Source organism: Streptomyces phaeolivaceus, from assembly GCF_009184865.1.
Taxonomy (GTDB): Bacteria; Actinomycetota; Actinomycetes; order Streptomycetales; family Streptomycetaceae; genus Streptomyces; species Streptomyces phaeolivaceus.
Genome location: NZ_CP045096.1, coordinates 3,617,484 through 3,641,656, shown reverse-complemented (window position 1 = coordinate 3,641,656; position 24,173 = coordinate 3,617,484). Strand labels below are relative to the sequence as shown.

21 protein-coding genes and 1 tRNA gene are annotated in these 24,173 nt (G+C 72.2%); 11 read left to right on the top strand and 11 right to left on the bottom strand.

All coding sequences use genetic code 11. The features are described 5' to 3' along the window. Positions 1-87 precede the first annotated feature (87 nt). The 4 genes from F9278_RS17075 (at position 88) to F9278_RS17060 (ending at position 4,725) form a co-directional block, all read left to right on the top strand. On the top strand, positions 88-585 hold the full coding sequence (locus F9278_RS17075; RefSeq protein ID WP_152169130.1) for a DUF3830 family protein: 498 nt from the start codon (positions 88-90) through the stop codon (positions 583-585). Positions 586-863: 278 nt separating this feature from the next. Further along, the gene (locus F9278_RS17070; RefSeq protein WP_152169129.1) at positions 864-1,811 is read left to right on the top strand and encodes an IS4 family transposase; all 948 of its coding nucleotides are present in this window, start codon (positions 864-866) and stop codon (positions 1,809-1,811) included. Between the two features lie 605 nt (positions 1,812-2,416). Then, positions 2,417-4,192, top strand: coding sequence for a group II intron reverse transcriptase/maturase (gene ltrA / locus F9278_RS17065; protein WP_152169128.1), 1,776 nt, complete (start codon positions 2,417-2,419; stop codon positions 4,190-4,192). A 95-nt stretch (positions 4,193-4,287) separates the two neighbouring features. Beyond that, complete coding sequence (locus F9278_RS17060; protein ID WP_152169127.1) at positions 4,288-4,725, top strand: hypothetical protein; 438 nt, start codon at positions 4,288-4,290, stop codon at positions 4,723-4,725. Here the strand turns inward: F9278_RS17060 and F9278_RS17055 are convergent. Together F9278_RS17055 and F9278_RS17050 are read right to left on the bottom strand one after the other, a co-directional pair. Further along, a complete protein-coding gene (locus tag F9278_RS17055; protein WP_152173910.1) occupies positions 4,715-6,187 on the bottom strand; it encodes an amidase in 1,473 nt (490 codons plus the stop codon). The genes F9278_RS17060 and F9278_RS17055 overlap by 11 nt on opposite strands. Positions 6,188-6,216: 29 nt before the next feature. After that, on the bottom strand, positions 6,217-7,176 hold the full coding sequence (locus F9278_RS17050; protein ID WP_152169126.1) for a D-2-hydroxyacid dehydrogenase: 960 nt from the start codon (positions 7,174-7,176) through the stop codon (positions 6,217-6,219). Between the two features lie 150 nt (positions 7,177-7,326). On the opposite strand from F9278_RS17050, the gene F9278_RS17045 reads away from it, so the two are divergent. The 3 genes from F9278_RS17045 (at position 7,327) to F9278_RS17035 (ending at position 10,220) form a co-directional block, all read left to right on the top strand. Next, positions 7,327-8,136, top strand: a complete 810-nt coding sequence (locus F9278_RS17045; RefSeq protein WP_193241526.1) for a maleate cis-trans isomerase family protein — start codon at positions 7,327-7,329, stop codon at positions 8,134-8,136. Further along, positions 8,133-8,864, top strand: a complete 732-nt coding sequence (locus F9278_RS17040) for a maleate cis-trans isomerase family protein (protein WP_152169124.1) — start codon at positions 8,133-8,135, stop codon at positions 8,862-8,864. The genes F9278_RS17045 and F9278_RS17040 overlap by 4 nt, the downstream gene beginning before the upstream one ends. A gap of 198 nt (positions 8,865-9,062) precedes the next feature. After that, positions 9,063-10,220, top strand: coding sequence for an LLM class flavin-dependent oxidoreductase (locus F9278_RS17035; RefSeq protein WP_152169123.1), 1,158 nt, complete (start codon positions 9,063-9,065; stop codon positions 10,218-10,220). Here the strand turns inward: F9278_RS17035 and F9278_RS17030 are convergent. Next, positions 10,211-12,094 (bottom strand): putative bifunctional diguanylate cyclase/phosphodiesterase, encoded by a 1,884-nt coding sequence (locus tag F9278_RS17030; RefSeq protein WP_152169122.1) that lies wholly within the window; start codon positions 12,092-12,094, stop codon positions 10,211-10,213. The two genes, F9278_RS17035 and F9278_RS17030, sit on opposite strands and share 10 nt — an antisense overlap. Before the next feature lie 387 nt (positions 12,095-12,481). Here F9278_RS17030 and F9278_RS17025 point away from each other — a divergent pair, with 387 nt between their 5' ends. Further along, positions 12,482-13,825, top strand: a complete 1,344-nt coding sequence (locus tag F9278_RS17025) for a M6 family metalloprotease domain-containing protein (RefSeq protein ID WP_152169121.1) — start codon at positions 12,482-12,484, stop codon at positions 13,823-13,825. Positions 13,826-13,881: 56 nt separating this feature from the next. On the opposite strand, the gene F9278_RS17020 is transcribed toward F9278_RS17025, so the two are convergent. The 7 genes from F9278_RS17020 to F9278_RS16990 all read right to left on the bottom strand — a co-directional run bounded on the left by F9278_RS17020 (position 13,882) and on the right by F9278_RS16990 (position 20,532). Continuing rightward, positions 13,882-13,955 (bottom strand) — tRNA-Lys (locus F9278_RS17020). Beyond that, the gene (locus F9278_RS17015; RefSeq protein ID WP_152169120.1) at positions 13,946-14,590 is read right to left on the bottom strand and encodes a bifunctional DNA primase/polymerase; all 645 of its coding nucleotides are present in this window, start codon (positions 14,588-14,590) and stop codon (positions 13,946-13,948) included. Before F9278_RS17015 ends, F9278_RS17020 begins: the two co-directional genes overlap by 10 nt. Positions 14,591-14,791: 201 nt before the next feature. Beyond that, positions 14,792-15,154: a hypothetical protein gene (locus F9278_RS17010; protein ID WP_152169119.1), complete on the bottom strand. Its 363-nt coding sequence runs from the start codon at positions 15,152-15,154 to the stop codon at positions 14,792-14,794. A 180-nt stretch (positions 15,155-15,334) separates the two neighbouring features. Continuing rightward, positions 15,335-16,678, bottom strand: coding sequence for an AAA domain-containing protein (locus F9278_RS17005; RefSeq protein ID WP_152169118.1), 1,344 nt, complete (start codon positions 16,676-16,678; stop codon positions 15,335-15,337). Further along, a complete protein-coding gene (locus F9278_RS17000; RefSeq protein WP_152169117.1) occupies positions 16,675-18,288 on the bottom strand; it encodes a hypothetical protein in 1,614 nt (537 codons plus the stop codon). Before F9278_RS17000 ends, F9278_RS17005 begins: the two co-directional genes overlap by 4 nt. Then, positions 18,279-19,520, bottom strand: coding sequence for a hypothetical protein (locus F9278_RS16995; RefSeq protein ID WP_226967298.1), 1,242 nt, complete (start codon positions 19,518-19,520; stop codon positions 18,279-18,281). Before F9278_RS16995 ends, F9278_RS17000 begins: the two co-directional genes overlap by 10 nt. Then, positions 19,471-20,532 carry a phosphatase PAP2 family protein gene (locus F9278_RS16990; protein ID WP_152169116.1) on the bottom strand — a complete coding sequence of 354 codons (1,062 nt, stop codon included), beginning with the start codon at positions 20,530-20,532 and terminating at the stop codon, positions 19,471-19,473. Before F9278_RS16990 ends, F9278_RS16995 begins: the two co-directional genes overlap by 50 nt. A 195-nt stretch (positions 20,533-20,727) precedes the next feature. On the opposite strand from F9278_RS16990, the gene F9278_RS16985 reads away from it, so the two are divergent. Together F9278_RS16985 and F9278_RS47130 are read left to right on the top strand one after the other, a co-directional pair. Continuing rightward, a complete protein-coding gene (locus F9278_RS16985) occupies positions 20,728-21,324 on the top strand; it encodes a histidine phosphatase family protein (RefSeq protein WP_152173909.1) in 597 nt (198 codons plus the stop codon). After that, on the top strand, positions 21,264-21,800 hold the full coding sequence (locus tag F9278_RS47130) for an LUD domain-containing protein (protein ID WP_226967297.1): 537 nt from the start codon (positions 21,264-21,266) through the stop codon (positions 21,798-21,800). Before F9278_RS16985 ends, F9278_RS47130 begins: the two co-directional genes overlap by 61 nt. 120 nt (positions 21,801-21,920) lie before the next feature. On the opposite strand, the gene F9278_RS16975 is transcribed toward F9278_RS47130, so the two are convergent. Further along, positions 21,921-23,432: a hypothetical protein gene (locus F9278_RS16975; RefSeq protein ID WP_152169115.1), complete on the bottom strand. Its 1,512-nt coding sequence runs from the start codon at positions 23,430-23,432 to the stop codon at positions 21,921-21,923. A gap of 258 nt (positions 23,433-23,690) precedes the next feature. Between F9278_RS16975 and F9278_RS16970 the strand changes: the two genes are divergently transcribed. Next, complete coding sequence (locus F9278_RS16970) at positions 23,691-24,065, top strand: hypothetical protein (protein WP_152169114.1); 375 nt, start codon at positions 23,691-23,693, stop codon at positions 24,063-24,065. Positions 24,066-24,173 lie beyond the last annotated feature (108 nt).

Here is a 24,173-nt window from a genome sequence, read left to right as displayed (position 1 = left end):
CGGCGAACGGGGTGATTGAAGCCGGGGCGACGGGGCAGGCGCGTGCGGAGGAGCGCGCGACGGACGTGACGATGCGAGGAGGCGCCAATGGCGGCGGAACGGCACATCGAGGTCGCGCTCGACCGACGCGGGGTCCGCTGCACGGCCCGGCTGCTCGACGACCGCGCACCCCTCACCTGCGCCGCCGTCTGGGACGCGCTGCCCCTGTCCGGCGACGTCTACCACGCCAAGTACGCCCGCAACGAGATCTACGCCCTCTTCCCGCCCTTCGCCGCGCACGAGCCGCCCCTGGAGAACCCCACGGTCACTCCCGTCCCCGGCGACCTCTGCTACTTCTCCTTCGCCGGCACGGAGCTGGCCACGAGCGCCTACGGCTACGACCGCGTCGCCCGCCCCGGCACCACCCTCGTCGACCTGGCCCTCTTCTACGAACGCAACAACCTGCTGCTGAACGGGGACGTGGGCTGGGTCCCCGGGATCGTCTGGGGCCAGGTGGTGTCGGGGTTGGAGGAGATGGCCGCCGCGTGCAACAGCCTCTGGCGGGCGGGTGCGCTGGGGGAGACGTTGAGTTTCACCCGAGCGTGAGGGGGCTTGGACGCCTTCTGGGGTGGGGGGTTCGGGTGCGTTGGCGTCTGCGGGCCCGGTGGGGCTTCTCGCGCAGTTCCCCGCGCCCCTAAAAGCAAGGCCGTGAAGTTAGGGCTTTGGGAGCGTTGGCAAGTGCGCTCTGGTTCTATGGCTTCTTGGAACGTGGGAAGCGGAGCCCCGGTAGAACTGGCAGTCGACCAAGACAGCCGTTCACAGGACCGGAGGCTCCGCTGTCCGATCAGTGTGTCATCACGCGGGAAATCACGGTAGCCAAGGGCGTGTTCGCCCCGGGGCATCTGGGGGAACTCACCCGGATCATCCCGTTCGAGATGGTCGATGCGGTCCTTGCCGAGACCGGTGCTGTCCAGCAACGGCTGCGGAAGATTCCCGCCCGGGTGGTGGTCTACCTGCTGCTGGCCGCGGCCCTGTTCGAGGACTGCGGCTACCTGGCCGTCTGGCGCAGGCTCACCGCCGCGCTGGAGACGATACCGGTCGTGAAGATCACCGGCGCGGGGCTCTGGGACGCCCGCAGGCGTCTGGGCGTGCGGCCCATGCGGGCCCTGTTCGATCTGCTGCGCGGGCCGGCCACGGTGATCCGCACCCGCGGCGCCCGCTTCAAGGGCCTGCTGGCCGTTGCGATCGACGGCACCTACCTCGACGTTCCCGACAGCCCGCCGCACCGGGCCCGTCTGGGCAAGGGGTCCAACCGGTTCGGAACTGCCGGCTACCCGCAGATCTGCCTGACCGCGCTGGTGGCCTGTGGCACCCGGGCGATCCTGGATGCCGCCTTCGGACCGCGCTCCCAGGGAGAGACCGGACACGGCAGGCGGCTCATGCGCTCCCTGCACGCCGGAATGATCGTCCTGCTGGACCGGGGCTTTTCGGGCAACGCGTTCCTGACAGCCGTCGCCGCCACCGAAGCCTCCTTCCTCGCACGCATCACTGCCACCCGCAAACCTCCCGTCCTGGCCCGCTTCGGCGACGGCTCCCACCTCTCCCGCTTCGGCGCCCTCGAGGTCCGCATCATCGAATGCGAGATCACCGTCACCACCAGCCAGGGCCGCCGCACCGGGCTCTACCGGCTGGCCACCAACCTCCTGGACCACCACCGCTACCCGGCATCCGACCTGGTCAGTCTGTATCACGAGCGGTGGGGTGCGACACGAAGTCGCACGAGTATGAGTGAACTACCTGAAGGAGGGCGGCAGTTGTTGTCGACAGGATAGTTCCGGGCCAGTGCTCAGGGCCCGTCCCCACTCCGGCATGCGCCGCTGGTAACGGCGGGGTGTGAAGCCCGGAGGAGACGCCCAAGGACTCCCGTTCCATCCGGGAGTTACCGGCAAGGGGAAGACCGGACGGGTGAACGCGAGTGAACCCCTGATGATGCTTCGTGATCGTTGGGCCCCGCCGATGGGATGGTCCAGCGGGGTGCAGGACTGGCCGCTGAGAAGCGGCAGGCGCCGGCTGAACACCCATCGTCAGCCGGGAGAGCACCGCCGTCCCGGAGTTTAGGGGGCACCCACCCCGGTCGTATCTCACTCGTGTGGAACGTGGAAACCCCGTTGGGGTCCGGCGCCGGAAGACGCCGGTCAGCCGACCGTAAGGAAGGCTCAACTCCCCAGCGGGAACAGGATGACCCAAGAAGCCAATGCCGGTGGCCGAAAGGCAGCGGGAAACCGGAGCACATGGCCAGCGCCTCCGTTGGTCGCCCTGGATAACCGGCCGGATACGGGCGCTCTGCCCGGACCCGAAAGGGTGCTGACGTGGGTCAGGTGGGCCTGTGGAGAACCGATGATCATCAGCACCGGAACCGAAGGACAAGTTGGACGCCATGACGACTGGAACCTCCCGGGCGCATGCCGTCCTGGGCGACAGCGGCGCGGTGAACGGACCGGAGGGCGGCCCCACCGACTGGCAGTCGATCGACTGGCACAAGGCGGAGGAGGAAGTACGGCGGCTGAGGCAGAGGATCTTCACGGCATCACAGGCAGGGGACCTCAAGAAGGTCCGCAATCTCCAGAAACTGATGCTCCGTTCCCGCTCCAACACGCTGCTGAGCGTGCGGCGGGTGACGGAGATCAACGCTGGCCGCAAGACGGCCGGGGTCGACGGGAGGGTCGTCCTGCTGCCCCAGGGCAAGGCCGAGCTGGCCGACTGGATGCAGCATCGGGCGACACTCTGGAAGCCCCGGCCCGTCAAGCGGGTGTTCGTGCCGAAGGCAGGCGGCCGTCAGCGCGGACTCGGGATCCCCGTGATCATTGACCGGTGTCTTCAAGCCGTGGCGGTGAACGCGCTGGAGCCCGAGTGGGAGGCACGGTTCGAGCCGAGGTCCTATGGATTTCGGCCCGGCCGTGGCTGCCATGACGCGATCGGAGTGATCTTCCTCGTCGTCAAGGGCAAGAACCCGAGACGGCAGTGGATCCTTGACGCGGATCTGGCGGCGGCATTCGACCGCATCGACCATGACCGCCTCCTGGCCGCTCTCGGCCACTTCCCCGCCCGGGGACTGGTCAAGCAGTGGATGAAGGCGGGTGTGCTCGATCGCGGGCGGCTGTCCCCGACCGAGGAAGGGGTCCCGCAAGGCGGGATCATTTCTCCTGTGCTGATGAACGTGGCCCTGCACGGAATGGAAGCGGCCGCCGGAGTCCGCTACCAGCTCACCGGTGTTGGTGCCGGGGAGCTGAAAGAGGGCTCGCCGAGTCTGGTCAGGTACGCCGATGATCTTGTGACGCTCTGCCACAGCCGTGGCGAGGCCGAGCAGGTCAAGGAACGGCTTGCCGGGTGGCTGGCGCCCAGGGGCCTTGCCTTCAACGAGGACAAGACACGCATCGTGCACCTCGACGAGGGCTGTGACTTCCTGGGATTCACCATCCGCCGTTACCACGGCGTGCTGCTGATCAAGCCGAGCAAGGCGGCCGTGCGACGGATCCGGGCACGGCTCACCGCCGAAGTGCGGGCTCTTCGGGGCCAGAACGCGACGGCGGTGATCGCCAAGCTCAACCCCATCATCCGGGGCTGGGCTGCCTACTACCGGGGCGTGGTGTCCAGCGAGATCTTCACCGCGCTGGACAACCACGTGTGGAAACTGGTCTACAAGTGGGCCAGGCACACCCACCCGAACAAGTCGAGGGGCTGGGTCGCCGCTCAGTACTTCGGCCGGTTCAACCGCTCCAGGCAGGACCGGTGGGTCTTCGGCGACCGGGCCTCCGGCCGCTATCTCACCAAGTTCTCCTGGACGAAGATCGTCAGACATCAGCTGGTCGCCAAGGGCGCGTCTGTGGACGATCCCGCGCTGGCCGACTACTGGGCCTCCCGGCGCCACAGGAACAAACCGCCGCTGAGTCCGTACGGACTACGCCTGCTCCAGGCGCAGCACGGACGGTGTTCCCTCTGCGGGGACCTCCTTCTGCACGCCGACCGGCAGCCGCAAAGCCCCCAGGAATGGGAGCAGTGGCTGCGGGTGACCCGGATGGCGGTGCGGAGCAATGCACTCACCGTCACCCCGGACGGAGACCAGTCCGACGATCACGTCGCATTCCAAATGATCCACACCCATTGTCACCGTCGACGCGGCGGCAGGGGCCCGGCGACTCCGGGGGCCTCGTGAGCCTTCAGGGCCTGCTTGAGCCGGATGCGGTGACAAGCCGCACGTCCGGTTCTGAGGGGGGTGCGGCGCAGCAATGCGCCGCACCTACCCGACAAGTGGAGTCCGCCTACTTCGCGATCAAGAAAACGATGCTGGGCCGGCGGGTCCTGCGCTCCACCACTCCGCCCGGCATCGCCCAGGAGGTCTACGCCCTGCTGAGCGCCTACCAGGCCCTGCGGATCGCTATCGCCGACGCCACAGGGGCCACACCCGGAACAGACCCGGACCGGGCCAGCTTCAGCGTTGCCCTGCGATGCGCCCGCGACCAGATCGTCCAGGCCGCGGGCATCATCGCCGGCACCACGATCGACCTCGTCGGGACGATCGGCCGAACCGTCCTGGAACACCTCATGCCCGCCCGCCGCCTCCGCATCAGCCCCCGCGCAGTGAAACGACCCCTGTCCCGATACGCCTACAAAAGCCTCAATATCGACCGACGCACCTACACAGCCACCCTCAGCATCAACATCTTGACGCCGACGATCAGCCCATAACTTCACGGCCTTGCCCTAAAAGACCAGGCCCCACCGGGCCCGCCACCCGACAACGCACCCCCTGGAGCCGCGGCGAGGCCACTCCCGCGACCCCCGCCTCGAACAACGCATGCCCCACCCGCAACACCAGATCGTCCCGATGCCGAGCGGCCACCACCTGCAACCCCACCGGCAACCCACCCCCGTCCACCCCCACGGGCACACTCGCCGCAGGCTGCTGCGTGAGGTTGAAGGGGTAGGTGAACGGCGTCCACCCCGTCCACCGCCGGTACCCGGAGCCACGAGGCACCTCCACCCCCGCCTCGAACGTCGTCACCGGCAGCGCGGGCGTGACAAGAACGTCGTACCGCTCATGGAACGCCCCCATCCGCCGCCCGAGATCCATCCGCACATCCACCGCGGCGAGATAGTCCAGCGCGGACAACCGAGCCCCCACCCCCCGGATCTCCCGCAACCCGGGGTCCAGCGAATCCAGTTGCCGCGCCCCGAGCCGCTGCGTCACCCGCGCCGCCCCGCCGAACCACAGCGTGTGGAACGCCTCGACGGGATCACAGAAGTCGGGGTCGGCCTCGCTGACGTACGCCCCGAGCCCGGCGAGCCCCTCCACGGCCCGCCGCACCGCGCTCGCGACCCCCGGCTGGACGGCGACCTGCCCGCCCAGCGAGGCCGAGTACGCGACCCGCAGCCCCCGCACACCGCCGGAGAGCGCGTCCACGAAGGACCCGGGCGCCGGCCCGAGCCCCGACCAGTCCCGCGCGTCCGGCCCGGAGATGACGTCCAGCATCAGCGCGGCGTCCGCCGCGTCCCGGGTCAGCGGCCCCACATGCGCCAGCGTCCCGAAGGCGCTCGCGGGATACAGCGGCACCCTCCCGTACGTCGGCTTCAGCCCGAACACCCCGCAGAAGGCCGCCGGGATCCGCACGCTGCCACCCCCGTCCGTGCCCAGCGCCAGCGGCCCCGCCCCGAGCGCGACGGCCGCCGCCGCGCCCCCGCTGGACCCCCCGGCCGTACGCGAGAGGTCGTACGGATTGCGTGTCACCCCGCTGAGCGGTGAGTCGGTGACGCCCTTCCAGCCGAACTCGGGGGTCGTGGTCTTCCCCAGGAAGACGGCCCCCTGCTCCCGCAGCCGGGCCACGGACGGCGCGTCCTCCTCCCAACTCCCCACCGGCGAGATCGTCCTGGAGCCCTTCAACGTCGGCCCGCCCCGCATCAGCAGGATGTCCTTCACCGTGACCGGCACCCCGTCCACCGCCCCGGCCGGCTCCCCGCGCCGCCAGCGCTCCTCCGACTCCCGGGCCCGCCCGAGGGCCGCCTCGGCGTCGATCCGCACGAACGCGTTCACCTCCGGCTGCGTCCGCTCGGCCCGTTCCAGCGCCGCCCGCGCCACGTCGACCGGGCTGAACTCGCCCTTGCGGTACCCCTCGACCAGTCGTACGGCGGTCAGCTCCGGCAGCTCCGGCAGTTCCGACATGCGGCCCCTCCCAGGGGAGTTCAGTGTCCGGGCACGTACCCACGCTGCTTGTCGACGACGTTGGGCAGGGGCTTGCCCGCCTCCCACAGTGCGAACAACTCCACGAACTGGGCACCGAGTTCGTCCCGCCACCCCACCGTGTCCCCGCTCATGTGCGGGGAGACGATCAGCCCCGGCACCTCCCACAGCGGATCGTCCGGCCCGAGCGGCTCGCGCTCGAAGACATCCAGCGCCGCCCCCGCGATCCACCGCTTCCGCAGCGCCTCGACGAGCGCGTCCTCCACCACGAGCTGCCCACGCCCCACGTTGACGAACCGCGCGGACGGCTGCATGACCCCGAACCGCCGGGCGTCGAACATGCCGTACGTCGCCTCCGTCAGCGGCGCCGCCGCGATCACCCAGTCGGCGCGCGCCAGCAGCCGGTCGAGCTCCTCCGGACCGTGGACCCCGGCCCGCGCGGTCCGCCCGACCAGGGCCGTATGGAGGCCGAGCGCCTTCAGCTGGCGCGCGATCGCCCGCCCGATCGGTCCGGAGCCGACCACGCAGGCCCGGCCGCCAGCCACCCGCAGCCCCTCCCGGTGCCGCCACTCCCGCCGCCCCTGCAACTCCCAGCCGCGTGGCAGATCCTTGGCCATGGCGAGGATCAGCGCGGCGACGTACTCGGCGATCGGCGCTTCGAAGACACCGCGCGCGTTCGTCACCACCGTGTCGTCGTCGGCGGCGAGTTCGGGGCCGAGGAGATGGTCGACGCCCGCGCTCGCCGTGTGCACCCAGCGCGGCCGGGGCCCGCCGACCGGCCAGGCCTTGCGCACGGCGTGCGAGGCGAAGTCCCACACCAGCAGCACATCGGCGGACGGCAGCCGCTCGGCCAGCGTCGAGTCGTCGGTGTACTCGACCGTCGCCCGCCCGGTGAGCCGCCCGAGCCGGGGGCGCGGTTCGGTGTCGAGGACGAGGAGGCGTGGACGGTGCGTCGAAGTCATGGGCGAGGTCCTCGGGGCGAGGCGTGGGCACAGGAGATGCGTGTGACATGCACTGATTGACCACGCTCGCACCCGAACCTACCTTCGTCAACACGGACTTGCGCACGGTCTGTCGTCCGCACATCTCTCTCCGTGAGGCCGGTGGCTGTCATGAGCGTCTCCTTCCTCGGTGGACCCCGTCCGCAGCGCGGCGTCGGTGTCATCGCCCCGTTCGACTTCGCCCTCGACCGCGAACTGTGGCGCTGGGTCCCGGACGACGTCTCCCTGCACCTCACCCGGACCCCGTACGTGCCCGTCGAGGTCAGCCTCGACCTGGCCCGGCTGGTCTCCGAGCACGAGACGCTGCACGAGGCGGTCCGGGCCCTGAACGAGGTCGCGCCCGAGGTCGTCGCCTACGCCTGCACCAGCGGCAGCTTCGTCGGTGGGGTCGCGGGGGAGCGCGCGATGGGCGAGGCGCTGACCCGCGCGGGCGCCGCGCACGCGGTCACGACCTCCGGCGCGATGCTCGCCGCGCTGGCCGAGGTGAACGCGCGCCGCATCGCCCTGGTCACCCCGTACACCGTCTCGGTCACCCAGTCCCTGGAGGAGTACCTCGCCGAGGCGGGCGTCCTGGTCACCGGCCGCGCCTCGCTCGGCCTGGTCCGGCACATCTGGAAGGTCCCGTACCACGACGTGGTCGCCATGGCGCACCGCGCGGTCCGTGACTCGCCCCCGGACGCCCTCTTCATCTCCTGCACCAACCTCCCCACGTACGACGTCATCCCCCAGCTGGAGGCGGAACTGCGGATGCCGGTTCTCTCGGCCAACCAGGTGACGATATGGGCGGCACTGCGTCATCTGGGTACTCGGGCGGTGGGCCCGTACCAGGCTCTGATCGACGAGTCGGCCAAACAGACGTTTGGCCGAGGGCCTGTACCGCCGCCGCCCGTACTGCCGGAAGAACAGGAAGGTTGGGCATGACCGCACTCGGTTTCCTCTACCCGGGCCACTCCGCCGAGGACGACTATCCGCGCATGGAGCAACTGCTCGGCAGCGACATCCGGGTGGACGTGGTGCACACCGACATCGGCGAGGACGCCCACCGCGTGGACGCCCTGCGCGAGATGGGCGCCCCCGAACGCCTCGCCGTGGGCTGCGAGGCCCTGCGCATGTCCGGCGCCGAGGCCGTCGTCTGGGCCTGCACCAGCGGCAGCTTCGTGTACGGCTACGAGGGCGCCCACGACCAGATCCGCGCCCTCGCCCGCGCGGCCGGCCTCCCCGCCTCCTCCACGTCCTTCGCCTTCGCCCACGCGGCCGGGGAACTGGGCGCCACCAAGGTCGCCGTCGCCGCCACCTACCCCGACGACGTGGCCCGCCTCTTCGTCGACTTCCTGGCGGCGGCGGGCATCGAGGTCCTCTCCGTGCGGGGCGCGGGCATCGTCACGGCGGCGGAGGTGGGCACCTGGACCCTGGACGACGTCCTCACCCTCGCCCGCGCGGCCGACCACCCGGACGCGGACGCCCTCCTCCTCCCCGACACGGCCCTGCACACCGCCTCCCACATCCCCACCCTGGAGAAGGAACTCGGCAAACCGGTCCTCACCGCCAACCAGGTCACGGTCTGGGAGGCCCTGAGGCTGGCGGACAGGAGGGTCAACGCACCACGCCTGGGCAAACTGTTCACCCGAGAGCCGCTGGTACAGGCCTGAGCCGCCCCGCGCCCCTGGAGGAGGGCCGCAGGCCCGTCTTTCAGGGGCGCGGGGAACCGCGCGAGAACCCCCACGAGCCCGCACCCGACAACGCACCCGGGACGGGTAGGGGCGGGTAGGGGCGGCGGGGGCGGGAATAACCGGAGCCACCCTCCTGTTACGTACCCCATATCCACCGCACCCCCAGGAGGCCCCACCGTGACCCCAGCCGAGATACGAGGCGAAACCAAGGGCACCGCCCCGGTCCCCCTCTCCGTCCTCGACCTGGTCACCGTGGGCGCGGGCCGCACCGCCACGGACGCCCTCCGCACCAGCGTCACCCTCGCCCGCCAGGCGGAGGCCCGCGGCTACCACCGCTACTGGGTCGCCGAACACCACTCCATGCCCGGCGTCGCCTCGTCCTCCCCGGCCGTGATCCTCGCCCACCTCGCCGCCCACACCACCCGCATCCGCCTCGGCTCGGGCGGCGTGATGCTCCCCAACCACGCCCCCCTGGTCATCGCGGAGCAGTTCGGCACCCTCGAAGCCATGGCCCCCGGCCGCGTGGACCTCGGCCTCGGCCGCGCCCCCGGCACGGACGGCGCCACCGCCGCCGCCCTCCGCCGCGGCGCCCTCCCCCACGCTCGGCTGCGCTCCAGCGGGGGGACCTCCACCCACGAGGGCGCCGACGACTTCCCCGAGCAACTCGCGGAGCTGACCCGCTTCCTGGACGACGACTTCCCCTACGGCCACCCCTACGGCCGTGTCCACGCGGTCCCGGGCCCGATCCAGAGCACCTCACCCGGCGGTGTGCAGTCCCCGCACCGCCCCCCGATCTGGCTGCTCGGCTCCTCCGGCTTCAGCGCCCGGCTGGCCGGTTCCCTCGGCCTCCCCTTCGCCTTCGCCCACCACTTCTCCGCGCGCAACACGATTCCGGCGCTCGACCTCTACCGCGAGTCGTTCCGCGCCTCGCCGGTCCTGGACGCCCCGTACGCGCTGATCGGTGTCTCCGCCCTCGCCGCCGACGAGGAGAAGGAGGCCCGCCGCCAGGTCAGGGCCGCCGCGCTCAACATGGTCCGGCTGCGCACCGGCCGCCCCGGTCTCGTCCCGACGCCTCAGGAGGCGGAGGCGTACGAATTCAGCGTGGTCGAGCAGGACTTCATCGACTCCTGGAACGCGGACGTCGTCCACGGCACGGTCGACGAGGTCCGCGTCCGCCTCGACGACCTCCAGAAGCGCACGGGCGCCGACGAGTTGATGCTCACCACCCACGCCCACAGCCCCGACATCCGCCTGCGCTCGTACGAACTGATCGCGGACGCCTACGACTTGCCGCGCATCCCTCGTACCGACACCGAGGTCGACCCTCAGGCCTGAGGGCAGGCCGCGGCCCCCAGCAGCTCCGCGATCCGTTCCGGTGACACCGCGCGGGAGTACAGCCACCCCTGCCCGGTGTCGCAGCCGAGCCGGCGGAGCCGGGAGGCCTGGGCGTCGGTCTCCACGCCCTCGGCCGTGACGGACAGCCCCAGCCGGTGGGCGAGTTGGACGAGTGCCTCGACGATGATCTCGTCGGCGGGGTTGGGCTGCCCGGCGTCCCCGACATCGGCGGCCCCGGCTCCGCCGGGACCCCCGTTCTCCTCCCCGCCCTCGTACTGGAACCCCCGGACGAACGCCCCGTCCAGCTTCAGCACCGACACCGGCAGCCGGCTGAGGTACGCGAGGTTGGAGTAGCCGGTGCCGAAGTCGTCGATGGCGATACGGACGCCCATGTCGCTCAGGGCCTTGAGGGCCTGGAGGGGGCGGCCTGCGGAGCCCATCAGCGCGGACTCGGTGAGTTCCAGTTGCAGCAGATGCGGGGCGAGACCGGTCTCCGCGAGGATCTCGGCGACATCGGCGACCAGGTCGGAGTCCCAGACCTGACGGACGGCGACGTTCACACTGACGAAGATCGGCGCCCGCTCGGGGTGGTCGATCTGCCAGCGCCGGGCCTGCCGGCAGGCGGTGGCCAGAATCCACCGTCCGAGCTGGACGATCGAACCGTCCTCCTCCGCCAGTGAGATGAACCGATTCGGCGTCAACAGACCGAACGTCGGGTGATGCCAGCGCACCAGCGCCTCGACCCCGCGCACCTCGCCCTGCGCCATACCCACCAGCGGCTGGTACTCAAGGACGAACTCGCCCCGCCCGACGGCCGCCCGCAGCGTGGACGACAGGGCCTGACGGGTCATCCGGTGGGCGTTGCGCTCCGGGTCGAACAGCGTCCAGCGGGCCTTGCCGTCGGCCTTCGCCCAGTACAGCGTGGTGTCGGCGGCCTGCATCAGCCCCGTCGCCGTCGTACTCGCCGACTGCCGTTCGACGACCCCGATGGAGGCGGAGACGGACAGCCGCTGCCCGGCCAGATCGAAGGGCGCCTGCAGCGCCTTGAGGACCGAGTCGGCCAGATCGGCGAGCTGCTCGGTGCCGGTGGAGTCCTCCACGAGCAGCGCGAACTCGTCACCACCCAGTCTTGCCACCAGCGGCGCCCCGGCCGCCGTGCCGGCGGTGCGGAGCAGCGCGGCCTCGTCGGCGCACCGGGTGAGCCGCTCGGCGACGGCCGTCAGGAGGCGGTCGCCGACGCGATGGCCGAGGGTGTCGTTGACCGCCTTGAAGCCGTCCAGGTCCAGATAGACCAGGCCGATCCGGCCGGTGCCGGCCTCGTCGTACGCCTCCCGTTCGAGGGCGGCGGAGAGCTGTTCGAAGAAGAGGGTGCGGTTGGGGAGCCTGGTCACCGGGTCGTGCATCTGGAGATGGCGGAGCCTGGCCTGAAGCTGACGGTTGGCGCTGATGTCGGTGACCGACAACAGGACCGCCCGCTCCTCCTCGGGCAGCGGAGCCACCGACACCTGTACCCACAACCAGGTCCCGTCGGGCTGTTTGAGTCGGCGCGTACAGCGCAGCCGGGCCTGCCGGCCGCGCAGCACCTCGCGGTACGCGTGCCAGGTACGGGTGTCCGAGGCGAGGCCCACCAGATCGGCGGCGACCCGCCCGACGAGCGGCTCCCCGCCCGTGCCGAGCAGGGACCCCATCGCCCCGTTCGCCGTGACGACCAGCCCGTCCCGGTCGACGACGGCCATGGCGAGCGGCGCGACGGAGAAGGCGGCTGGCCCCGACGCCGGACTCGACGACGGAACTGACGCATGGACGTTACGTTCTGTAATCGCCGGCCGGACGAGGTCTGCCGCGGGCGCCGGCCCTTGGGACGTTCCGCTCACCGTTCGCTCCCGCAGTGCACTCGTTTTCGATGGATCTCGTTTGTCTCGTCGGAGCGGCCGAACCAGGTACGTAAGGGCGCTCGAGCCGTGTCCGTGCAGGAAAGTGTGCCGATCATAGAGGCTGACCCCAGGGCCTTCCAGCCACTCTCCAGTCTCCCTGAACAACGACCTGATCTGACAGATCGTTTCTGCCCCGAGCTGAACGGCTTCCCCGCTCCGTCGACCACTTGTGACGTTCCGTGAGTGCCCGGGGTGTCGGCAACCGGGCGTCGACCCGCCGCCCCCTCGCCCGCTCCTCACCCTTCTGGTGCAGGCAAACAGGGCGTAGTACTGCAAACTCCGAAAATCTGGACGCGGTGTCCCCAAGATCCGCATCCGGAGGTCTCCGTGCAGCGTCCGCTCCCCTGGAAGGAACTCCTCGGCGACCGGGCGCCCACTCTGCGCAGTACAGCGGCCATGCTCACCTCCCTCACCGCACTGGCCGCGACCTCCCTGATCGCGGCTCCCTCCGCCGTACCGCTGTCGGAGCCGTGCACCCTGCGGCGCACCCAGGCTCATCACTCGGAGGGCCTCGACACCTGGAATTCCGCGTATCCACGCCCCACCCGCGACCTCGACGCCGTACTCGTATTCTTGTCATTCCCGGACGCGGCCCCTCTCACCACACCGGCCGAGCTGACCGCGGATCACTTTCCGGCCACCAGTGAGTTCTTCGAACGCGCCTCGTACGGCAAGTTCGCGCTCCGCCCCCATCCGCGCCGTGAGTGGCTGGAGATGCCGCAGCCCTCGACGGCGTACGCCATACGACGCGACTGGAGCGCGACGCATCGGGCGGCCTACCTCAGGGACGCGCTGGCCACGGCCGATCCGCATGTCGACTTCTCCCGCTACGACATCGTGTACTTCGTCGCCGACCCGCACGCGCCCGGTGTCGACTCGGACGCGACGAAGGTGGTCAACCTCGAATCCCCGCTGGAGGTCGACGGGGCGGGCCTTCGCCGGGTCGTCACCGTGTTCGAGCGGCATCCGCCGGACCGCCTGGTCCTCGCCCATGAGACGGGCCATGTCTTCGACCTCCCCGACCTCTACCACCGCCCCGCCGACGGCAAGGGCGACTGGGACACCCATGTCGGCGACTGGGACCTCATGGGCAGCCAGTTCGCCCTGGCCCCCGACCTGTTCGCCTGGCACAAGTGGAAGCTCGGCTGGCTGGAACCGCGCCAGGTGACATGCGTACGGGGGACGGGGACCACGCGGTTGACGCTGGAGGCGGTGGGGGCGGGGCCGAAGGGGGCGTACGAGGGGGAGGCCGTCGGGTACGCCGGTGCCGGTCCCGAGGGCGAGGGTGCCGGCGGGGCCGTGGCCGGACACGGGGTGCGGGGCTTCGGTGTCGGCCGGGGGACGAAGCTGGCGGTCGTCCGTACCGGGCCCGACAGCGCCCTCGCGATCGAGGCGCGGGGCGCGGTCGGCAACGACGGGTCCGTCTGTACGCAGGGCGTCCTCGTCTACCGCATCCGCGGCGGCGCCGAGTCCGGCGGCGGCCCCATCGAGGTCCTCGACGCCCATCCGCGTACCGAGGCCTGCTGGGAGGAGTCCGTGTACCCGCCGCTCGCGGACGCGCCGGTGGCGGTGGGGGAGAGCTTCACGGTGCCGGGGGAGGGTGTGCGGGTGGCGGTGGAGGGGCGTACGGCCACCGGGGCGTGGACGGTGCGGATCACGAGGGGGCGATGAGCGAGTGAGGGAACGAAGGAAGCCCCTCGCGTGTGCGAGGGGCTTCCTTCGTGTCGTGCGCCGCCAGGGACTCGAACCCCGGACCCGCTGATTAAGAGTCAGCTGCTCTAACCAACTGAGCTAGCGGCGCCTGCTGACGTCGTAGACCTTAGCACCCTGATCGGCGGGAGGAAAAATCGATACCCGCACGGTCGCGGAGGCACTCGACCGGGCCGCCCGGACGGCCGCCCAGAGCAGTACCTCGGGCCCCGGAAGCCAAGGTCGCAGGGTGTCCGGGGCGACCAGCCAGCGGGATCCGAGCCGGGTGACACCGGGGCCGCCGGGGGCGTCGGGGCCGTCGGGGGTGAGGACGGCCGGGACGGTGACCGCGTCGCCGATGCCGTGGCACAGGAGCGGCGGGACGGCGCCGGTGCGGCCGGGGGAGCCCCACTCCTCCCACTCCAGGAGGGAGGGCAGCCGATGGGCGGTGCCGGGGGAGGCGAACAGCAGCATGCGTCCGCGGTAGACGGCGACCGGTCCCGAGCCGGGGCCGCCGTCCCACAGCCGGTCGAGCATGCGGCGCCCGAAGATCGCCGGCACGCTGACCACGTCGAAGACGGTGCCGCAGGGCAGCACCACCGGCGCGGCCGGCCGCTCTTCCCACAGCGTCAGCGTGCTGCGCGGATACGTTCCTGCCGAGGCCAGCCAAGCCGCCCCGTCGACCGTGACGCCCGCGACATCGACCCCGTCCCGCGGGTACCTGCCCGTCCCCACTTCAGCGCTCATGCCTCTAGATCTACCGCCCGCGACCACCCGACCCCGAGCGGTTACCGAAAACTGGTACGGCAGGTGAGCAAGTGGGGTATCTTGCCCGCTCGGCATATGCCAGAGGGGGTTTCGCTCCGCCGCCGGGATGGAGCGGCACGGGTGGGCGCGGGCGGCACCCGGCCGGCGCCGGTGAGCGAAACCCCGCCGCACCACCCCCGCTCAGATGGCCTCCGGCCCACACGCGTCCCGCCCCCGGGCCAACTCCCGCCCGTACTCGACCATCTTCTTGGCGTAGTCCTCGGTCCACTCCGCCCGCTGCGCGATATCCGCCGCGGTCAGCCGATCGAACCGCCGGGGATCGGCGAGCTGCGCCGCCGCGATCGCCTGGAACTCCACGGCCCGGTCCGCCGCCGCGCGGAACGCCTGCGCCAGCTCCGTCGCCCGTGACAGCAACGCCCGCGGATCGTCGATCGACTCCAGATCGAAGAAGTGCTCGGGATCGCCGGCCGCCTCGGCCGGCTCGAAGAGCAGGGGCGCGGGGCGTAGCCGCGGTTCGTTCCGACGCGACGTGGGCTCCGCCATGTCTTCTCCTCCTCGTACGACGGTTCGCTGGGCCGGTTCCCGGGGTGTCCCGGGGGGAGGGCCACCGTCCATTCTCTCGTGGCCGCGCAAGTGGGCATCGAGCCCATCCGGCGCCCCGCACCCCGCCCCCCACACACCCACGCCCCCGAAAGCGCCGCCCCACTCCCACCCGCGTCCGTACTAAGGCCGCCAGGCCACCCGATGTTCCCCCAGCTCCGCCAGCACCGCGTGGTTCGCCTCCCAGCCGTCCGGGAACTTCACGGTGACGCCGAGTTGGACCGGCTCGGTGGACGGATGGTCGTCGAGGAGGTCGGTGACGCCCGCGCGGCACACCACGATGCAGGCGTGCCGGTGCCGGGAGGCGAGGACGCACAGGCGCCCGGTCTCCAGATGGAACGCCGTCGCGTCGGGCCGCCCGGAGAGCGGGTGGAGGACGACCGTGACGTCGTACTCCCGCCCCTGGAGCCGGTTCGCCGTGTCGACCACCACGTCCGCGACCCCCAGCTCCGCCAGCGCGGAGCGCACCGCGGCGGCCTGGTCGCGATGGGCCGTGCCGACGGCGATCCGGTCGGCGGTCAGCGGCACGGGCTCCGCGGACCGCTCCGAGGTCGCCGCCCCGCCCCGGTCGAGGAGCCGCCTTACGACCCGCGCGACCGCCCGTACCGCCTCGGGGTCGGTGCGGGGCGTGTGCCGGGCCGGCAGCTCCAGCAGGCCCCACCCGGATTCGGCGGCCTCGTCGATGACCCGGTCGGGGCCGGAGCCGTCCGACGGCACCGCGAACCCGAGCCGCCGGTCCCCGTGGTCCGTGCCGCTGCGGAAGGGGGTGAAGGGGTAGAACGCGTCGGAGACCAGGGGCGCCGCCGACGCCGGGAGCCGCCACGACACCGGCAGCCGGTGCTGCGGCAGCTCGGGATTGTGGGCCAGCAGGGTGGTCACCGCCGAGGCCGACGGGTCGTACGACAGCCCCGCCCACTGCTCGCTGCCGACGATCGCGAACGGGTCCAGCTGCCCCGGGTCACCCACGAACAGCGCCCGTTCGAACAGCCCCGCCACGGCCAGCAGCGCGTCCGACCGCATCTGGTACGCCTCGTCGACGATCGCGTGCCGCCACGGCTCGACGCCCTTGACGTGCGCCCACTTCGCGGCCGTGGAGATCACCACGTCCAGCCCGGCCAGATCGCCCGCCTTCGTCGACTTCCGTACGTGCGACAGGTCGTCCAGCGCCTTGTCGTACGGGTCGCTGTCGCTGCTGTGCAGCCGGCCGACCGGGAGGTCCGGGTCCTTCTCGGCGAGCCGGATCACCAGGTCGTCGACCTGCGCGTTCGTCTGTGCGATGACCATCAGCGGGCGCCCGGCGGAGGCGAGTTCCAGCGCGGCGCGGACCACCAGCGTGGACTTCCCGGCGCCGGGCGGCGAGTCGACGACGACCCCGCGCGCGTCCCCGTGCAGCGTGTCGCGCAGGATCGCGTCGGTGGCGCGGCCGGCCGCCGCCCCGGGGTCGAGCACGGCCTCGGGGCTGGTCACAGCACGTCCTCCTCGGTCACCGGGTCCGGCAGCGGTACGGCGTCGGACTCCCCCGGCGGCCCGCCGTGCGTCCACGGTGTCTCCTCGGGGTCCGGCAGCTTCGCCCCGCCCCGCTGGTCGTGCTCGAAGAGAGTGAAGCAGAGCAGATCCCCCTTCTCGGGCACGGACCCGGCCTCCGGCTCCTTGCCGCGCCCCATCTTGTCCATGATCCGCAGCACGAGAAGGCCACCGTCCGTGGTGCCGGTGTCGTCCGCCTCGTACCCCACGAACTCCGCCGTCTGCGGCTTCCCGCCCAGCGAGCGGTACGTCTTCGCCCGCTCCCCGAGATGCGGCCGGTCCCCCGTCCGTACGGTGACCAGCGGCCGGGGGCTCGGCCGCTTGCCCTCGCTGTACGCCATCACGACGTCCACGACCTCTCCGGCGAACGCCTCCCCGGCGAGCCGCCGTCCGGCCATGACGAGCGGGTCGTCCAGGGCCTCCTGGGCGTCGAGGCGGGCCTGTTCGCGCTCGCGCGCGGCCAGTTTGTTCGCGGCGGTGACCGCGTCGTCGATCCGGGGCTGCGGGGGCTCCCCGGCGACGATCCGGTCCCGGTGGCCGGTGAAGGACCAGCGGTCGCGGGTCCAGCGGTCGGCCGCGTGGGCGCCCTCCGGCAGGGCGCGCAGCAGGTCGAGGCCGTGCCAGACCGCGTCCCAGGTGGGCCGGGTGCGGCTCTCGACCAGGGCGCGGATCTCCCGCTCGGCGGCGGTCAGCGCGCCCAGCCGGTCGTCGGCCTCCAGGCCGTCCTCGGCGGCGGCCAGCGCGAGGCGTGCCCTGTCGTACCGCTCGATGGCCGGGGCCAGCAGTTTGTTGTCGAACGCGGGGTCGGTCGCGGGTCCGGCGGGCGGGCACAGCAACTGGCCCTCGGCGTCCCGCGCCAGCTCGGCCCGGCGCGCCGCCGCCTCGCCCGGCTCCCCCTCCGGGGGGTCGATCCAGGCGAGCAGCGACGCCAGATGCTGGTCCTCCACGCCCGACTGGCCGGTCGCCCAGTGCCGTGCCAGCAGGTCGGTCAGCGCGAGCAGCAGGGACGAGCCCGGCACCCGCGCCCGCTCGCCGAAGTGGGTGAGCCAGCGCCCGAGCAACGGCACGCGCGGCGGCGCCGGATGGGGCGCCTCCGGGTCCTGCTCGGCGGTGCGCCGGAACCGCATGGAGCGCCCGAGGAGCCGTACGAAGTCGATGCCCGTGCGGCTCGGCAGGATGAACTGCGGGGCGTCCGCGCACAGTTCGACCTCGACCTTGACGCGTTTGCCGGTCTCCGGGTCGGTCTCGTTCCGCTCGGCGGCCTCCACCACGTCCGCGTACGCGTCCAGGTACGGCAGCACGATGTCCGCCAGCTCGGCGAGGAACGCGAACCGCAGGTCGCGGTCGCGGGGCTGGGGGACCACCAGCAGCCGGGGCGTGTCCCGGTCGGTGCCGACGAGCGCGCCGAGCGGGGCCCCGGCCTCACCGGCGGTGATGAGCGGCACGAGGACGAGGGGGTGGTCCGAGAGATGCCTGTGCAGGACGGTGGCGGCGGGCTGGGCGCGGCCCGTGCTGACGGCTTCCAGGCGGGCGAGGGTGGCGATCAGCGACACGGAACCCCCTCCGGGGCCGAACCGGGAACGCCGGCCGTCTCCGGGGCCGCCGGGGCCGCCGGGGCCGAGGGTCGCACGGCCGCTGCTCCCCGGGGCGCGCCCGCGACGGCCAGCGCCTCGGTCCGCAGCTCCGCCGCTCTGCGCAGCGCGGCCACGGCGGGGTCGTCCGGGTCGCCGGCCCGGCCGTGGGCCGCCGCCAGTACGTCGTCGACCGTGGTGAGGCCGCCCAGCTCGGCCCGTGTGGCCCGGCCCAGGGAGGTCACCGCGCCCTCGGTGCGGGAGCGGGCCCGGCAGTGGAAGGCCAGCTCGCAGGCGGCGAGGCATTCGGGGGCGTAGCTCGCGGTCAGTGCCTCGACGGCCGTCGTCAGCCGCTCCTGAGGGAGGTCCGTGGCGAAGCAGGTGCCCTCGGGGAGGGCGTCCGCGATCTCCTCGATCCGGGTCAGCCGTGTCAACTGGCGTCGGGTGACCGCCCGTTGCTTGCGGATGTCCACCGCGGCGGCCGTGGGGAGGTTGGTGAAGTCCTTGGGGCAGACCAGCAGCACCCGGTGGCGGACCTCGGGCGCGGGCAGGCCCTTGCGGGTCTCGCCGCCGAGCCGGGCGGCGACCTCCTCCAGCGCCAGCACGTACACCGCGGACTGGCGGGCCGCCGCGCCGACCTTCGCCGGGTCCGCCGAACCGTCCAGCATCGGGAAGGACTTGATCTCGACGACCGACCAGCTGCCGTCGGGGTGGACCACCACCGCGTCCGGCTCCAGGAACGCGGGGGTGCCCGCGACGTCGAGCGCCAGCATGGGGTGGTCGAGCAGCGCCCAGCCGCCCGCGTCCGTGGCGTCGCGCAACGCGAGCGCCGTACGCGCGGCACGGCCCTCGGGCCCGACGGCGGTGAGGTCGGGAACGGAGGCCGAGACCGGCGGCTCGGCACCGGGGTCCAGTCTCTCGTGCGTCAGCCGCAGCAGCTCCGCGCCGCCGTCCGCCTTGACCTTGGCCTCGAAGGCGTTGCCCCGCATGAAGGCGAACTGGGACTGGCCGAAGGCGGAGGGGGAGCCCAGCGCGTCCGCCAGCACCGCCTTGTTCACCCCCGCGCCGTCCAACAGCGCGCGGCGCTCACAGCCGGGGTTGGCCGCGAGCGCGGCGAGGGCGCGCGCGTCCAGCGCCTTGGGTGGGACCTCGGGTCCGCGCAGCTCAGCGAGCCGCTGCCGGAGCGCCGTCCCCTGCTTGCGAGGGGGCGGCACCCGGCTCGGGGTCGCTGGTCCGCTGCCGTGGAAATCGCTCACCCGGGGAAGTCTGGCACCCGCCACTGACAATCGGGGAGATCGAGCCCTGCGAGGCCACTGTGGCGGGGCGGGCGGGCTCCCGCGCGGGACGTCCCTCGGAGGTCTCCTGCGCGGAACGCCGGCCCGCGCCGCCGAACCGCTCCCCGGCCACCGTCGCGAGGCCGAGCGAGACCCGCCACTGGTCCGCGATCCGCAGCACCAGCGGGGTCAGCAGCAGGCCCGCCCCCATCACGGCGGCGCCCGCCACCGCGTCGAGGAAGTAGTGGTTCGCGGTGCCCATCACCACGATCGTGGTGATCAGCGGATACGCGACGGCCGCGGTCCGTACGAGACGGGAGCCGCCGCCGAAGCGCCAGAGGATCACCCCGCACCACAGCGCCCAGCCGACGTGCAGGCTCGGCATCGCCGCGTACTGGTTGGTCATGCCGCCCAGGCCCCGGGGCGCGCTGGCCTCGCCGCCCCACCAGCCCCACGAGCTGTACTGGGCCATGGTGTCCACGAATCCGTGCGCCGGGGCGAGCAGCCGGGGCGGGCAGGTGGGGAGCAGCGTGAAGCCGACCAGGCCGATGAAGGTGGAGGTCAGCAGCCAGGTGCGGGCCGCGCGGTAGCGCACGGTGCGGGACCTGAAGAGCCAGACCAGCAGCGCGGGCGTGACCAGGTAGTGCAGCGAGGCGTACCAGAAGTCGGCGGGTATCCCTATCCAGGGTTCACGGGTGAACAGGCGGTTCAGCGGATGCTCGGCGTTGAGCCACAGGACCTTCTCGATACGCAGGATCGTCAGACCGTGCTCCACGGCGTGGGAGGTGTCGCCGCGGGCCAGCAGTCGGCCGGCCGAGTACGCCCCGTACACCAGCAGGATCAGCGGCAGCTCGGTCCACCAGCGCAGCCGCGCGCTCGCCGCCGCCTCCTCGGTAACCGGTGCTCCGGTCCTTCTGGTAACCGGTGCCTCGGTCGCCTCGGTCTGCGGCATCCGAACGTCCTCCCCCATCTGTCGCCTGTACGCGTCGATGTTCATCTATGTGTGGTGCTGCTGTGGCCCTTGAGCAAGACGATGTCCAAGACGCTGGGATCGCCTCTTGGGTTGCCCCCCGACAGCGTGAGCGATGATGGAGACATCCGCCTCCGATTTCTCCCTTCTCCCCGAAGGCATCCTGAAAGGCCGCTCATGGCACCGCGCATCCTGCTGGCCCGACACGGACAGACGGAATGGTCCCTGCTCGGGAAGCACACCGGCAGGACGGACATCCCGCTCCTCGAAGAGGGCCGGCGCGGTGCCAAGCTTCTCGGGGAGCGCCTCCACCGGTCGCCCCTGGACGGGCTGCCCGGTGTCGACGTCCGCACGAGTCCCCTCTCCCGCGCGCGTGAGACATGCCAACTGGCCGGCTTCGGCGAGCGGGCCACCGAGTGGGACACGCTCATGGAGGTGGACTACGGGGCGTACGAGGGACTCACGCCCGCCGAGATCCAGGCCTTCCGCCCCGGCTGGCTCATGTGGCGCGACGGTGTGCCGGAGGGGGAGACCCTCGACCAGCTCTCCGCGCGCGCGGACGAGGTGGTGGCGTGGGCGCGCGGCGGGGACCGCGATGTGCTGGTCTTCGCCCACGGGCACATCCTGCGGTCCATAGCCGCGCGCTGGCTCGGCCTCGACCTCACCTTCGCCGCCCGCGTCCGCCTCAACCCGACGTCCCTGTCGGTCCTCGGCTGGGCCTACGGCGACCCGGCGATCGAGTCCTGGAACGACACCGGCCACCTGGTCGGCTAGGGCCTGTCGCGGAGCGCTCCTCAGCCGGTCCCGAGCGCTCCTCGACGTTCCTCAGCCGGTGCGCCAGGGGCGGAGCTTCTCGGGGTTGCGCACCGCCCGGATGCGGTGGACCAGGTCGCGAGCGGTTCCAGGGCCGGTGGGACTTCTTCGCGCGGACCACCCACCCCGGCACGATCCGGCTCGCCGCCGTCACCGAGACCGGCTCGCTCGTCCTCGCCTCGGGCAGCGGCAGCCAGCTCCCCGCCGACGCGGGCGGCGCCGCGCACGCCGTCCGGATCGTCGGCGCGCAGAAGGTGGTGCCCGACCTGAGCACGGCGCCGCGCCGCGTCGAGGAGTACGCCCTCCCGCTGGAGAACACCCGCGCGCAGGAGGCGTACGGGGTGCCCGGCGCCGTCAACCGCCTGCTCGTCCTCAACGCGGAGCCCCACCCGGGGCGTGGCACGGTGCTGCTCCTCCGAGAGGACATCGGATACTGACGGATCGGCGGATCGGCGGATCGGCGGACCGGCGGACCGGCGGACCGGCGGACCGGCGGGCTGACGGGCTGGTGATTACCGATCCGGTCCGCGTCCGCGTCCGCGTCCGCGAACGGGCCGCTATGCCGTCCGTGCGACCCCCGCGTGCCGTTCCAGGAACGCCGACACCCCCGATGCCCGGCGGTGCGGCAGCAGTACCCGGGCCGTGCCCGCCAGCATCTGCTGGACGCGGGAGGACTGGACCTCGTCGAGGAGGTCCAGGACCCGCATACCGGCCGCCGAGGCCTCGTCGGGACGCCCCCCGCGCGCGAGGTCGTCGGCCAGCTCGGCGGTGTAGAGCGCGATGTTCCGGGTGAAGTGCGGGTTCTGCGTACCGGCGGCCCGGCGCGCGTGCCGGGCGGCCCGGGGCCAGTCGCCCAGCGTGGACCAGCACTGCGCCTCCAGGCCCTCCAGCTCGGCCTCCCCGTAGAAGCTCATCCACTCCGGATCGGCCTCGGACGCCCCGCGCCCGAACAGGGCGTGGGCGCGGGCCAGCGCCTGCGCGCAGCCCGTGCGGTCGGCGAGCCCGGCCCAGCCGCCCGCCTCCCGCAGCGCCAGCAGGGACATCAGCCGGGGCGAGCCCAGCGGCCGGGCGACCCGCTGCGCGGCCTGCGCGGCGCGCACCGCCTCGCGCGGCCGGCCCGCGTCGCGCGCGAGGAACGCCGTGTTGCAGAACGCGTGCGCCTCCAGCCCCGCGTCCCCCGCCATCCGGGCGGTGGCGAGGGCCTCCGCGTAGTGTGAGCGGGCGTCGTCGAAGCGCCCCGAGTCATGGGCCAACCAGCCCACGGAGATGGCCAGTTCGCCCGCCCCCGAGTACAGCCGGTCGGCGGTGGCCTGCCGGGTGGTGCCCGCGTCGAGCAGCGCGTACGCCGCCCGCAGCGGCGCCGAGGCCCTGCGGTACAGCCCGTCCGCCCCGTGCCGGTCGTCGAGCAGCCGGATCTTGCGTACGGCGGCTTCGAGGGCCCCCGCCTCCCCCGTGCCCGCCCGGTGCACGGGACGGCCCGTGGCCGAGGCCGTGCCCCCCAGGGCGAAGGGGCCGAACGAGGCCGCCGCCATCGCGGCGGTGCCTCCGGTCATGAACGCGCGACGTTGCACGTCGCTCTCCTCGTGGTTCTGGTACGTGTGCTGCGTGCCCCGCCGGCCGCGCACATAGCCCGTGTCGCCCCGCGGGTCCTGCATGTCGTACATCTCCTGCGTGTCATACGGCTCGTACGCCCCCTCCGTCTCACCCCTCGTTCCATGTGAGGAGTGCGAGCGGCTCTTGTTGCGAGGGGAGGGCGCCTCCTCGGCGGGGCGCGCCCCCCGACCGCGTACCTCCGCGCGGGGCGCGAACCCCAGGTCGGTCAGTGTCCGGCCGGGGAACATGTGCAAGAACACCCGTTCGTATGCGTAGTTGGGGCAGCGGATCTCACCCGCCTCGACCCGCCCGACGTACCGCGCGTCACAGCTCACCCGCTCGCCGATCTCGTGCGCGGCCCGCCGTACCGCCGCGGCGAACTCGCCCGGCGATCGCTGCCCGCGCAGCCGCCTGAACGCGAGGTTCGGCCGCTGTGGACGGGGGAACTGGGACGAGGTCACCGCTGACGACGCCATGGCCGGGCCCTCTCTCGCGAACCGTCGAACCATGCCGGAGTCATACGGAATTGTGTGCGTGCTGCACGGTTGGTTCCGCTGTGTCCGGCGGGGCAAGAACGTACCCGCCCGATCGGGGCCTCCACGCGAGGTTTGGCTACAAACCGGATATCTCATCCTGGATCTGCCATGAACTGCCATCCTTTGCGGCGCAGTTTCGCCGTAGCCGTTGACGGAGTGGCGCGTTGGGCAGGGCGCTGGTAGGCGTGGGAGGCCCGGATGAAGAATCTCGAACCCCGTTCCGAATGCGACCTGGTGACCGTGCCCGCGCGGCAGGGGCTGGAGGCGGTCGACATCCTCCGCCGGGGCGCTGTCGACGCGGTGGGGCCCGTCATGACGGTCGGGCCCGTTCTGCATGACGACGCGTGCGACACTCTTGGATTTCTGGTGCCGCCGGGTACGGCGGACGCGTGGGACGTGCCGGGGAGTACGTGTACGCAGAGCGATGGGCGGGGGGCCGTGCTGGCTCCTCCGGAGGGGGCGGGGTGGTTGTTGCCGCCGGGTGAGACGGACCTCGCGACTGATCCGACGGTGCTTCGTGCCGCGCTGGATGAGGCGGCGCGGTTGATCGAGGCGGCGGACAACTGTCGGTGAGGTGCGCCCCGTCGCCGTAGGGGTTCCGTTCGTTTGCGGCTGCGGGCCCGTCGTAGCTGATCGCGCCCACGCGGCGGAGCCGCATATGTCACGGCCCCGCGCCCCTTC